We start from the raw sequence: 12,621 nt of genomic DNA on the forward strand, positions 1-12,621 counted from the left end.
TTGGGGACGGGGCATGCTCACACAGCGCGCCACATTACGAAATGAACACGAGAACGTCACAGGCGAGTGTTTATGCTCACAATTCCGCTGGTTAGCACGTCGTCGCAGAAAGTGATAGCCGCTGCGGACGAGGTCTTCGCGGGACGCAGGTGTTCGGTGACGCGCTCGCGAGGCCGGTGTGGTCCGCGACGATTTCGTGGCGGGCGACCTGCCGCTGTTGTCGACGGCGGTACAGCCCGCGGTCGAGTTCGGCGGCCCCGCGTCCGTTGCTGGACGGCATCAGGCCGTCGCGCGCGGCGCCGTCCCCGCTTCCGGAGCCCGGACTGACCAGCCCGCAGATGTCCGGGTCCCCGGAAGCGTGACGATCAGACCGCCTCGGCGGCCTGCTTGACCAGCTCGGCCACGGCGCCCGGCTGCGACTCGTAGATCGCGTGGCTGCCGGCGACCTCGGTCACCGTCGCGCCGGCCCGTTCGGCCATCTGACGCTGTGCGGGCGGCGGGATCATCCTGTCGTCCGTCGCGACGAGGTACCAGCTGGGGCTGACCCGCCACGCCGGCTCGCTGACCGCGCCCGCCAGTGCTCCGACGCCCCACGGCACCTGCGAGTCGGCCAGGAACCGCGCGCGGCCCTCCGGCAGGTCACCGGCGAACGACGCGTGGAACTTCTCCTTGTCCAGGAACAGGAAACCGTCCTGCGGGGGCAGGATCGGCGGCACCGGGGCGCCGGGCGGCGGGTCGGCGATCAGCGTGTTGACCGACTCGCCCTTGTCCGGCGCGAAGGCCGCGATGTACACGAGGGCCGCGACGTTGTCGTGCGTGCCCGCCTCGCTGATCACGGCACCGCCGTAGGAATGGCCGACCAGCACGGTCGGGCCGTCCTGCTGCTCGAGGATCAGCCGGGTCGCGGCCGCGTCCCCCTCCAGCGACAGGGTCGGGTTCTGCACGACGCTCACCCGGTAGCCGTCCGCCACCAGCAAGTCGTGGACCGCCTGCCAGCCCGCGCCGTCCACGAAACCGCCATGGACGAGAACGACGTTGCGCGCACTCATCTTTCCTCCTCAAGGTCGGTGATGCGTGGCGACAGTAGGTCGGCCTCGGGTGGCCCCGATTCAGTCAAATGACTGTGTGTCCAGTTCGGTCAGGGCGTCGCGCAGGGCCGCGCGGGACGTGACACCGAGCTTCGGGAACAACTGGTACAGGTGCGCACCGACCGTTCGAGGCGAAAGGAACAGCCGGGCACCGATCTGCTTGTTCGTCAGGCCCGCCGCGGCCAGCGTGGCGATCTGATGTTGTTGCGCCGTCAGCACAACGGCCGCGCGCGGCTCGCCGGAGCGTGCTCCGGTCGCGCGCAGTTCGCCACGGGCTCGCGCCACCCACGGCGCCGCGCCGAGCCGCTCGAACCGTTCCAGAGCGGCCGCGAGGTGACGCCGAGCGGTGACGTCTCGGCCGCGACGCAGGCGTTCGCCGAAGTACAGCTCCGCACGGGCCAGTTCGAACGGCCACCGTTCCAGACCTGGTGCGGCCAGTGCCTCGACGAACAGACCAGGCTCTGACGTCAGCGCCTCCGCCACCCGGCCGATGAAGGCCAGACGGGGTGAGATCGCGCCGATCTCCCGCGCGGCGAGAGCATGGGCGCGTGCTTCGGCATGCCTGCCCGAGTTCTCCGCGGACTCGACGAGATCGAGGATCGTCCACAGCGCCTGCGGGGCGTGCGGCGCGAACGTGCCCGGTGGGGTGATCGAGGCGGTGCACCGATAGGCGGTCTCGAAGTCGCGCCGGCCGAGGGCTTCGAGTGCCTCGACGTGCCACGCCTGGTGTTGGACGAGCCCCTTCTCCGTCGTTTCCCCTCGCGCGGCGGCCACCAGCGCGCGCAGATAACGGCTGGAGTCCCTCGCTTCGTCCCATTGACCGGTCTGGAAGGCGTCGGTGGCCAGCAGCAGCTTCGCCTCGGCGGCCTTCTCGGCCGGGCCGCGCCGGACGACCCGGTGCAGCGGCTCGCGGCACGCGGGCAGGCGGTCGACGTACATCGCGGCTGCTCCGGCCTGCACGATCCGGGTCGGAGACGTCTCGTGGGCCAGGTCGGCGAGCACGGCGTCCAGCCGGTCGAGAACCGCCCGCGTCGACCGGGCCGGGTCGCCGAACGTCGTCTCGGCGATCTCCCGCAGTTCGGGGGACGCCGGGAGATCGCGCGCATCGCAGGGTTCGCGAGTGACGACGAGCAGTCCGATCCGCGTTCCTGTCACCCGTCGTGCGACGAACTGGAGCACCTTGGCGGTCGCCCACTGGACGTCGTCCACGATCACCAGCAGCGGTCCACCCGCTGCCGCGGCGGTGAGCCGAGCCAACGCACGGTGGGCCTCGGCCAGGTCGCCCAGCTGTCCGCCGAAATCCGCGCCGCTCAGGTGCAGGACCTTGGTACCGGCGGCCGACGCGTGGGACACGGCCGCGTCCAGGAGCCCGGCCTCGTGCAGCAGGAACACTCCCCCGGACTCGGCGGCGTCGTCGACGAAGGCGAGCAGGTTCATGTTCGGTCCAACCGCTCGAGCGCGTCCCGCAGTCCCGCGCGCGAGGACACGCCGAGCTTCGGGAACACCTGGTAGAGATGGGTGGCGACGGTCCGTGCGGACAGGTTGAGCCGTTGCGCGATCTCCTTGTTGGTCAACCCTTCCGCAGCCATCCTGACGATCGTGAGCTGTTGGGCGGTCAGCTCGCCGCCGGGCCGATGCGCGTCCGCGGGACGGAGCTCGCGTTCCACCCTGGCGACCCAGATCCCGGCACCGAGCCCGGCGAAGATCTTCTGAGCCCGTGCCAACTGCACCCGTGCGACCTGGTTCTTCCTGGCCCGCCGCAGCTGTTCGCCGTGCAGCAGCAGAACACGCGCGTGCTCGAACGGCCACTCGTCCACCCCAGGTCCGGCCAAGGCGTCCTCGAACGACGCCGACCCGCACAGGGCCTCGGCTGCTCCGACCAGCAGCACGTACCGGGGTGAGATCTCCTCCAGTCGCGCCGCCCTCGCCGCCTTCACGTGGGCGACCGCCTCGTCCCGCAGGCCGAGCCGCAACGCCGACTCGACGAGGTCCAGCACGAACAACGGCGCCGCGGGCACGTGCGAGGCGAGCTCTCCTGGGGGTGACACGGACGACGCGTGCCGGTAGGCCGACTCGTGGTCGCCGCGCCCGATCGCGGCCAGTGACAGCGCCTGGGCGGCGAGCGTCGACAGCATCGTGGCGCCGCGCGGGGCCGCCCAGCCGATGATGCGGTTGGTCAGTTCGGTCACCGCGCGGTCGTCGCCCCGGCCGGCCGCGACCATGGCCCGTGGGTAGAGGCCGAGGCAGCGCAACAGGCTGTAGCCGTGCGCGTCGGCCAGTCGTACGTGCTCGTCGGCGAACTCCACCGTCTCGTCCCACGCGCTGGCGGCGAGCCGTTCCAACGCCAGCAGGGACAGGGTGTGCAGCTCCGCGGTCGCCGGCAGTCCCGGCCGTTTCCACAGCCGCAGCAACGGTTCCCGGCAGGAGGCGAGCCGGTCGACGTAGATGCCGGTCAGTCCGGTGCGCACCAGGTCCACCGGCGGCACGTGGTCGTCCCACCCGGCGATCACGCGATCCAGATCGTCCAGCGTGGACAGCGCGGTCCGCGCGGGGTCGGCGCAGAACGCACGCAGCCGCTCCACCAGCGGCGGCAGCTCTCCCATCCGCGCCGTGATGTGGTGGAACGCCTCCCACCACCGGGGCCCGCCACCGAAGTAGCACACCCAGCCCAGCGTGATCACCGCGTCGGTGACGGTGTCGTCCGGCTCGTCGAGCTTCTGCATCTCCAACGCGCCTGCCAGCAGCCGATGCGCGGTGTCGATGTCGCCCTCACCGCTGAAGAGCAGGTAGTGCGCGGCGGCGACGGCGATCTCCAGCGACGGCAGCTCGTCCCCGGTCCGCACCTCCTCCAGCAGCTCGGGCACCCGTCGCAACTGCCCGTCGGCCAGCGCGCCGATGTACGCCGCCTCAGCCAGCCGCCGTCCGCGATCGTTGACCGCCCCGCTGAGCTCGGCCGCCCTGATCAGCGCAGAGACGGCACCGGCGGTGTCGCCGCGCTTGCGGGCGTGCAGAGCGGCGTCCTCCAGGAGCAACGCGATGTGCTCGTCCGGTTCGGCCGCGGTCTGCGCCAGGTGCCAGGCGTGCCGGTCGGGCCGGTCGCGCATCCGTTCCGCGAGAACGGTGTGCGCGTGCCGCCGTTCGTCGAGCGCCGAGACCGCCACGACGGCGGAGCGGGTCAGCGGATGCCGGAACACCACGGCGTCCCCGGTCAGGTCGACCAGGCCCAGGCGTTCGGCGGGGGCGAGGTCCCGCGCGGACTCGAACAGCTCCAGCGGTGCGGGACTTTCCAGCGCTGCCAGCAGAAGCGCCTGTCTCGTGGCGTGCGGCAACGCGCTCACCCGTGCCGCGAACACCTCGCGCAGCCGCTCGGGCACCGTGTCGCCGGTCCGCGCCGGGGTCAGCGCGGCGGGCAGTTCGAGCAGCGCCAACGGGTTCCCGCGAGCGTCGTCCAGCAGACGCCTCCGCACCGCCGAGGTCATCGCCGGATACCGCTCCTCCAGCAACCTTCCCGCCGCGTCGTCGGACAGCGGGCGGACCACGCGCACGTCCGCGCCGGCGACGTGACCCGCCTGCTCGCCCCGCATCGCGAACAGAAGACCGACGCGGCCCAACGGTCTCTGCGCGACCTCGTCCAGCACCATGGCGCTGGGCCGGTCGAGCCAGTGCAGGTCGTCCACGGTCACCAGCAGCGGCTGGGCGGCCGACAGCAGCGCGGCCACCGCGTCCACCACCTCGGACCGGCCGGGCGGCGGCCCCTCGGCCATGCCCAGCGCGACCGCCAGCGGGGACGCGACCTCGGCGCCCGGCAGCGTGCTGACCAGCTGGTGCAGGCCGGCGAACGCCAGCTCGGCCTCGAACTCCGCGCCCGACATCGGCAGGATCCGCATGCCCAGGCTCGCGGCGTGGCCGGCCGCCGCGTCCAGCAACGCCGTCTTGCCCACGCCGGGGTCACCGGCCAGCACCAGCGCCGACGTCCCGGTCAACGCCCGGCGCACGAACGCGTACAACGCGGCCAGGTCGTCGTCACGACCGACGAGAACCGGTCCGGCCATCACGCTCCTCTCCCCCGCGGGCCGTCGAGCGCCACGGCGATCATGGTGTCGGCGAGGTCGGCGGGCGTGAGATCGCCGCCGGGCCGGCACCAGTCGATGAGCGAGTTCACCATGCCGACGAGCCGCCTGGTTACCGTGGATCACGCCCGTCTCGTCCGGCCTCCGCACGTGACGTTCGTTAGAAGCGGTCGAGCGTGTCGCGCAGCGCTGTGGTGAGTCGGTCGCCCGTTCGTCCACCATCGCGGGCATCTGGTTGCTGAGGTAGCCCGCGACGGGTGGCGAGACTCAGGGGCGGCGGGCGATCCAGGTGGTGCGAGTGGTGCGCACGCCCAGGTCGTCGCGACGAGCGATGCTGTGCGGCAGCGTCTCGTCCAGCAGGGCGTCCAGGGTGGCCAGGTCGTCCGCGTCGAGGACGTCGGTGGCGTGCGAACGCAGCTTCGTGAGGCAGATCTGGGCGTAGTCGTTCAGGACCGCGCTGTGCAGCAAGTGACCGGTCTTCGCTCGTAGCTCCCCGGCGGGCCGGTAGGCCGTGTCCTGTAATTCTCGTCCGCGATAGTCGAGGCCGAGGGCCCCGGAGGCGGTGCCGCCGGGTCTCTCGCCCGTGACTCTCATCGAACGGACTTACCGGACACGGCCTACGAGATCTTGCGGCGGTAGGTGATCGTGGCGAGGACGTACGCGATTCCGAGGATGCCGACGCACCAGGCGAGGGCGATCCAGATGTCGGTGCCGACCGGTTGCTGCGTGTACAGGCTGCGGATGGCGTTGACGATGGACGTCACCGGCTGGTTCTCGGCGAACGCGCGTACCGGGCCGGGCATGGTGTCGGTGGGCACGAAGGCGGAACTGAGGAACGGCAGGAAGATCAGCGGGTAGGAGAACGCGCTCGCCCCGTCCACCGACTTGGCGGTGAGGCCGGGAATGACGGCGAGCCACGTCAACGCCAGGGTGAACAGGACCAGGATGCCGGCGACCGCGAGCCACGCCAGCGGTCCCGCTGATGAGCGGAAGCCCATGAGCAGAGCGACGAGCACGACGACCACGAGTGAGATCAGGTTGGCGACCAGCGACGTCAGCACGTGCGCCCACAGCACGGACGACCGTGCGATCGGCATGGACTGGAACCGCTCGAAGATGCCGCTCTGCATGTCCATGAAGAGCCGGAACGCGGTGTAGGCGATGCCGGAGGCGACCGTGATGAGCAGAATGCCGGGCAGCAGGTAGTTCACGTACGAGTCCGACCCCGTGCGGATCGCGCCGCCGAACACGTAGACGAACATCAGCATCATGGCGATCGGCGTGACGACGGTCGTGATGACGGTGTCGAGGCTGCGCGTGATGTGACGCAGTGACCGTCCCAACAGGACGGTTGTGTCGACGAAGAAGTGCTTGGTCATCATCGCTCCTCACTCGACGCCGTGGCCTTGCGGGCACCGACGAGTGCGAGGAAGACTTCCTCGAGGGTCGGTTGTTTCTCGACGTACTCGAGCTTGGCGGGCGGGAGCAGCTGTTTGAGCTCGGCGAGGGTGCCGTTCACGATGATCCGGCCCTCGTGCAGGATCGCGATCCGGTCGGCGAGCTGTTCGGCCTCGTCCAGGTACTGCGTCGTGAGCAGCACCGTGGTGCCCTGGCCGGCTAGTTCCCTGATGGCCTGCCACACCTCGAGGCGCCCCTCGGGGTCCAGGCCGGTCGTCGGCTCGTCGAGGAAGATGACCGACGGGTTCCCGACGAGGCTCATCGCGATGTCGAGGCGGCGGCGCATGCCACCCGAGTAGGTCGACACCCTCCGCGCGCCCGCGTCGGTGAGGGAGAATCGGGCCAGCAGATCGTCCGCGATCTCGCCGGGGCCCTTGAGGTGTCGCAGCCTGGCGACCAGCACGAGGTTCTCCCGGCCGCTGAGGATCTCGTCGACGGCGGCGAACTGCCCGGTGAGGCTGATGGACTCCCGCACGTTCGCGGCCTGTCCGGTGACGTCGAAGCCGTTGACGCCGGCCGTTCCCGCGTCGGCTTTCAGCAGTGTGGAAAGGATCTTCACGACCGTGGTCTTGCCTGCGCCGTTCGAGCCGAGCAGCGCGAAGATGCTGCCCCGCGCCACGTCGAAGTCCACGCCGCGCAGCACTTTCAACGTCTTGTACGACTTCTCCAGGCCTTGCACGTGGATTGCGGGTTGTGTCGTCATCGGACGCTCCCGAGGCTCGCGGCGAGCTCGCGCACGGCCTCAGCGACGGCTGGGGAGTCGTTGCGAAGGATCTTGCTGTGGTTGCTCGCGACCTTCGCGCTCAGCTGGACGCCGGGGTTGGCGGCGAGCACCTGGTCGAGCACCTTCCTGCCCTCCTCCATCTCCCCCGCCTCGCTGCCGAGGCTGTCACCCGTGGCCAGCACGAACCGCACCGGACAGGTCAGGCGACTGATCACCGGCACAGCGGCGGCAGCCATCTCGTTGGCGTCGATGCCGACGTCGGCGTGCTCGTCGGCGCTCATCCGCGCGCCCATGCCGAACAGGGCGCCGATCGGCAGCACCAACCGGTACTTGCGGAACGTCGTGCGGATCCGGTCCCGGCCGGCCTCGCCGGTCAGGCCGACCGGGAAGGCGTCCACGGTCACCAGACCGGCGACGCGGCCGGGGTACCGGTCGGCCCAGTACCACCCGATGATGCCGCCGTAGGACCAGCCGACCAGCAGAGGCTGCTCCACGCCCCTCGCCTTGAGGACGGCGTCCAGGTCTCGCAGGCTCGCCTCGAACGAGTAGTCCTTCGAGCGCTTGGACTTGCCGCGGGCGCGCTCGTCGTAGGTGATGTGGCGGTAGCCGGGGCCCAGGTCGGCGATGACGCGCTTCCAGTGCTTCTGGTCGGCGTAGGCGCCGTTGAGGTAGACCACGGGTCGGCCGGGGCCACCTGTGTCACGCACGTACAGCTCGGTGTCGTCGATCGGGAGCATGCCGGTCCAGGCGGGCGAGTTCATGCTTCTCTCCTAAGTAGACGGTGGGTCAGGCCCAGGTGACCGGGAGTTCGTGGACGCCGTAGATGTGCATGTTGGTCCTGAGCTTCACGTCGTGCGCCTCGACTGCGAGCTGAAGGGTCGGGAAGCGCCGCAGCAGTCCCTCGAAGCCGGCGCGCATCTCGATGCGGGCCAGCTGCTGGCCGAGGCACTGGTGGATGCCGTGCCCGAAGGCGACCTGACCGCGGACCTTGCGGTGCACGTCCAGAGCGTCCGGGTTCTCGAACCGTTGCGGGTCGCGGTTGGCGGCCAGCAGCGAGACGACGACGGTCGAGCCCGCGGGGATCGTTTCGCCGCCGAGCTCGATGTCCTCGGTGGCGTAGCGGAAGAAGATGTCGGCCACGGACAGGTAGCGCATGAGCTCCTCGACCGCGTCGGGCAGCAGCGCCGGGTCCGAGCGCAGTTCGGCCAGCTGCGCGGGGTGCTCCAGGAGCGCGAACGTGCCCAGCGCCAGCATGTTCGCGGTGGTCTCGTGGCCCGCGAGCAGCAACAGGAACGCCATGCCGGTCAGCTCTTCGATGCTGAGGTCCTCGTCGCGGGCCAGGTCGGAGAGAATGTCCTCACCGGGTTCGGCGCGCTTGCCCGTGACCAGTCCGGCGAGATACCCGAACATCGCACCGATCGCGGCCATCTTGTCCTCGAGAGTCACGTCCCTTTCCATGAACTTCGAGGAGTTCGACTGGAAGGTCTCACGGTCCGCGTAGGGGACGCCGAGCAGTTCGCAGATCACCAGTGACGGCACCGGAAGCGCGAACTCCTGCACCAGGTCGACCGGCGGGGTCAGGCGAGCCAGGTGGTCCAGCTGCTGCTCGGTGATCGCGACGACGCCCTCTTCGAGCTGCTTCATCCGCTTGACCGTGAACGCGCCGGTGAGCTTGCGGCGCAACCGGGTGTGGTCCGGCGGGTCCATGCTGATGAACAGGCCCGGCGTCTGCGGGGACGGTTCGGCGGCGGCCGGCATGCCGGGTGTCTCGTACGGCACGTGGATCACGCCGATGTCCTGGCGGTTGCTGAACCGGGTGTCGGCCATGACCTGGCGCACCGCGTCGTAACCGGTGACCAGCCAGCCCTCGTGCCCATCGGGGAACACCATGGGGCTGACGGGCCGGGCTCCGCGCACGGCGGTGATCTGGCTGGGCGGGTCGAACGGGCCCGCGTCGCGGTCCATCGGCAGGCCCTGCAGGCCGGAAGCCGTGTGGCTCATCGGATTCCCTTCGTGGTGGTTGTTGCCACCACGGTCGCCGACGAGCCGAACACGGGACTGACACGGCGCTGACACGGGCCGTGCCGGGCGTGTCAGGAAGCGAGCGTGACCGCCACCAGCTCGGTCCAGCTGGTCTCCGCACCCACCCGGACCGCCGCGTCGAACGCCGCGTCGCCGAGGCGGCTTCGTGCCGCCCGCTCGATCCGGTCCACGTCGGGGTGTGAGCGATCCGGTAGTCCGCGCACGGCGGTGCTCGCCGCGAGCAGCTGTGCGGCCTGCTCGTACTGGCCGCGGCGCAACGCCAGGTCCGCGATCGCGACGAGCACATGCGCGATCGTGGGCGCGAATCCCACCTCGGACGCCGCCTGGCAGGCGCCGGCGAGGAACTCACGGGCTTCGTCGAGATCGTCGGTCAGGCAGCCGAACAGCACGTGCGTCACGGCGCGGATCGTCACCTGCCTCGCTTCGGCTCCCCACACGGCTGTCGCGACGCCAAGCTGTTCGTACGCCACCTCGGCATCGCCGCTCCACCGGGCGAGGTCCGCCTTGGCCAGGGCCAGCATGGCGAGCGCGTCCGGCCAGGTGACGCCTTCCGCACATCGCCCGGCCTCGGCCATGGAGGCCGCGCTCGCGTCCTTGTCACCCAGCAGCCAGTACAACTGAGCCTGCCGCGCGCGCATCCGGATGACGTCGTCGATCGCACCGATCTCGGTGACGACCGCGATCGCCTCTTCGTAGTGCTCACACGCCTCGGCGAACCCACCGCGCGTGGCGATCCGGTCCGCCAGCTCGGTCAGGGCGAACGAGATCCCGAACCGTTCCCCGAGCACCCGGAACTCGACGAGCGCCTCCTCCAGGAACTCGTCCGCCTCCCGCCCGCTCTGGCCGATCGCGATCCGCATCTTCCCGAGGTGCAGCCGGCCCAACGCGCGCACCCAGGGATCCTCGCTGTCCAGCGCCACCGCCCACACCGACGGACCCGCGTCCGGCTCCCGCAACATGTGTTCCAGCGGGGCGATCAGTCCCAGCAACGGGTGGTTGGCCTGACTGCGCTGGTAGAGCTCGTAGGTCTGGTGGATCCACTCCGCCGCCTGGCGTTCGTCGCCCAGCCCGGAGCTGATGAACGTCACGACGAGGCCGTACACCCAGGCCCGGATCTCGTCGGGCACGTCCCCCGGCGTCTCGGTGGCCGCGAGGATCAGCTCCAGGCCTTCGGACTTGTGCCCGACGAGCCACCAGTACCAGCCGGCGCCGGCCGCGAGCCGCATCGCCGCGTGCGCTTCACCGGCCGCGAGCGCACCGCGCATCGCCGCGCTGATGTTGTCGTGCTCGGCGCTGAGGGTGGCGAGCCAGATCAGCTGCTCGACTCGGAGCAGGTGCGGGGCCGCTGTTTCGGCAAGCCCGGTGAAGTAGGCGAGGTGTGCCTGCCGCGCCAGCTCCGACTCCCCCGCCTCAACGAGCCGGTGCGCGGCGTACTCCTTGATGGTGCCGAGCATCCGGTACCGCGGTGCGCCGTCGTCACTGACGACCAGCAGCGACTTCTCGGTCAACGACGTGAGCAGGTCCAGGACCTCGTACTCCTCGACGACTGTGTTTCTCCCACCCCTCTGCCCTTCGGGCCCGCCCGCCTCGTCCGCGCACACCCGTTCGGCCGCTTCCAGGCTCGCCCCGCCGGCGAACACCGAGAGCCGGCGCAGCACCATCCGTTCGGCGTCGCTGAGCAGCTCCCAGCTCCAGTCGACCATCGCGCGCAACGTCCGGTGCCGGGGCAACGCGGTGCGGCTTCCGCCGGTCAGCAGGCGGAACCTGTCGTCGAGCCGAGTGGCCAGCTGGTCGATGGACATCGTGCGCAACCTGGCCGCGGCCAGCTCGATCGCGAGCGGCATCCCGTCCAGCGCCCGGCAGACGCGTGCCATCGTCGACAACGTGCCGGCATCGACCACGAGGTCGGTGCGCACGGCCGTCGCCCGGTCCCGCAGCAGCTGAACCGCCGGTGCGTTCTCGATCTCGGCGAGGCCGGCGTGCTCGTCCGGCAGGGCCAGCGGTCCGACCGGCCACAGCGCTTCACCGGTGATACCGAGCGGCTCCCTGCTGGTCGCCAGGATTCGCAGCTTCCGGCACTCCCCCAGCAGCCGGTGGGCGAACGCCGCCGCCGACTCGATCACGTGCTCGCAGTTGTCCAGCACGAGCAGCGCCTCGCGGTCGCGGACCGCGGCGATGAGCCGTTCCATCGGCTCCGCGTTCGTCGCTTCACCGAGCAACGCGTCCCGGAGACTGAGCGCCGCGAGCGTCGACTGCGCCACGTCACTGTCCGGTCCGATCGGGGCGAGCTCCACGAGCCAGACCCCGTCCGGCAGGTCGCCGAGCAGCGTGCGGGCGGTTTCCGTTGCCAGCCTGGTCTTTCCCGAGCCGCCCGGTCCGATCAGGGTGGTGAGCCGATGGCCCGCCACCAGCTCGCGCACCGCGGCGACGTCCGCGTCCTTGCCGATGTAGCTGGTCAGCTCGGCACGCAGGTTGGTCTTGCGGTTCTCCTCCCGGCGCCCGACCTCACCGCGCAGCAACGCGACGTGCAGCGCGGACAGCTCCGGTGAGGGATCCACGCCCAGCTCGTCGGCCAGGGCTTCCCTCGTGCGCTGGTACGCGAGCAGCGCCTCGCTGTTGCGACCGGCCGCGACGAGAGCACGCATCAGCGCGGCGACGAGTTTCTCCCGCACGGGATGCGCGGCCACCAGGTCGGTCAGGTCAGCGACCAGCTCCGCGCCACGGCCGAGGTCGACCTCCGCCTCGAACCGGTCCTCCACCGCGGCCAGGCGCAGCCCGTCGAGCCGGGTGGCCGCGGCGGCGAACGCTTCGCTGTCCTGCAGACCAACGTCCTGCAAGGCCGGGCCACGCCACAACTCGAGAGCGTCACGCAGCCGTTGCGCCCGCAGCGATCCCTCGTCGCCACGGGCGTGGGCACCGAGGCGTTCGAACCGCACCGCGTCCACAGCGTCGGGATCCACCGCCAGGCGGTACCCGTCCGTCAGCCCTTCGACCGACGGATCCGGCAGCGCCTTGCGCAGGCGGGAAACCAAGCGTTGCAAGGCATTCGCCGCGTCGGCAGGCGGGTTCTCGCCCCAGATCCAGTCGACGAGCGTCGCCTTCGGGACCACACGACCCGGTTGGAGCGCGAGGGCGACCAGCAGCGCACGCAGCCGTGCACCTGGCACGTCCGCGAGAGTGCCGTCGTCCGCGCGAACCTCGAACGGTCCCAGAATCCCGATCTGCACCTGCCCGATCC

The 12,621-nt window shown here is 70.6% G+C and carries 9 protein-coding genes and 1 pseudogene; all 10 read right to left on the reverse strand.

Features of this window, described 5'->3' with window-relative positions:
- Nucleotides 1–365: 365 nt before the first annotated feature.
- The 10 genes and pseudogenes from BM417_RS05820 to BM417_RS05860 all read right to left on the reverse strand — a co-directional run bounded on the left by BM417_RS05820 (nt 366) and on the right by BM417_RS05860 (nt 12,610).
- Nucleotides 366–1,049: an alpha/beta fold hydrolase gene (locus BM417_RS05820; protein WP_093588751.1), complete on the reverse strand. Its 684-nt coding sequence runs from the start codon at nt 1,047–1,049 to the stop codon at nt 366–368.
- A gap of 60 nt (nt 1,050–1,109) precedes the next feature.
- Nucleotides 1,110–2,525 (reverse strand): helix-turn-helix transcriptional regulator, encoded by a 1,416-nt coding sequence (locus BM417_RS50095; RefSeq protein WP_143138526.1) that lies wholly within the window; start codon nt 2,523–2,525, stop codon nt 1,110–1,112.
- The gene (locus tag BM417_RS05830; RefSeq protein WP_093590717.1) at nt 2,522–5,140 is read right to left on the reverse strand and encodes an AAA family ATPase; all 2,619 of its coding nucleotides are present in this window, start codon (nt 5,138–5,140) and stop codon (nt 2,522–2,524) included. The genes BM417_RS50095 and BM417_RS05830 overlap by 4 nt, the downstream gene beginning before the upstream one ends.
- Nucleotides 5,140–5,265: pseudogene (locus BM417_RS47615) on the reverse strand (TetR family transcriptional regulator); the annotation flags it as partial. The gene BM417_RS05830 and the pseudogene BM417_RS47615, both read right to left, overlap by 1 nt.
- A gap of 160 nt (nt 5,266–5,425) precedes the next feature.
- Complete coding sequence (locus tag BM417_RS48590; protein WP_218164363.1) at nt 5,426–5,752, reverse strand: hypothetical protein; 327 nt, start codon at nt 5,750–5,752, stop codon at nt 5,426–5,428.
- Nucleotides 5,753–5,775: 23 nt separating this feature from the next.
- Nucleotides 5,776–6,537: an ABC transporter permease gene (locus BM417_RS05840; RefSeq protein WP_093588752.1), complete on the reverse strand. Its 762-nt coding sequence runs from the start codon at nt 6,535–6,537 to the stop codon at nt 5,776–5,778.
- Nucleotides 6,537–7,319, reverse strand: coding sequence for an ABC transporter ATP-binding protein (locus BM417_RS05845; protein ID WP_093588753.1), 783 nt, complete (start codon nt 7,317–7,319; stop codon nt 6,537–6,539). Before BM417_RS05845 ends, BM417_RS05840 begins: the two co-directional genes overlap by 1 nt.
- Nucleotides 7,316–8,101 carry an alpha/beta fold hydrolase gene (locus BM417_RS05850; RefSeq protein WP_218164364.1) on the reverse strand — a complete coding sequence of 262 codons (786 nt, stop codon included), beginning with the start codon at nt 8,099–8,101 and terminating at the stop codon, nt 7,316–7,318. Before BM417_RS05850 ends, BM417_RS05845 begins: the two co-directional genes overlap by 4 nt.
- Nucleotides 8,102–8,126: 25 nt before the next feature.
- Nucleotides 8,127–9,341 carry a cytochrome P450 gene (locus BM417_RS05855; protein WP_093588754.1) on the reverse strand — a complete coding sequence of 405 codons (1,215 nt, stop codon included), beginning with the start codon at nt 9,339–9,341 and terminating at the stop codon, nt 8,127–8,129.
- Nucleotides 9,342–9,433: 92 nt separating this feature from the next.
- A complete protein-coding gene (locus tag BM417_RS05860) occupies nt 9,434–12,610 on the reverse strand; it encodes a BTAD domain-containing putative transcriptional regulator (protein ID WP_093588755.1) in 3,177 nt (1,058 codons plus the stop codon).
- Nucleotides 12,611–12,621 lie beyond the last annotated feature (11 nt).

Source organism: Lentzea waywayandensis, assembly GCF_900115955.1.
Taxonomy (GTDB): Bacteria; Actinomycetota; Actinomycetes; order Mycobacteriales; family Pseudonocardiaceae; genus Lentzea; species Lentzea waywayandensis.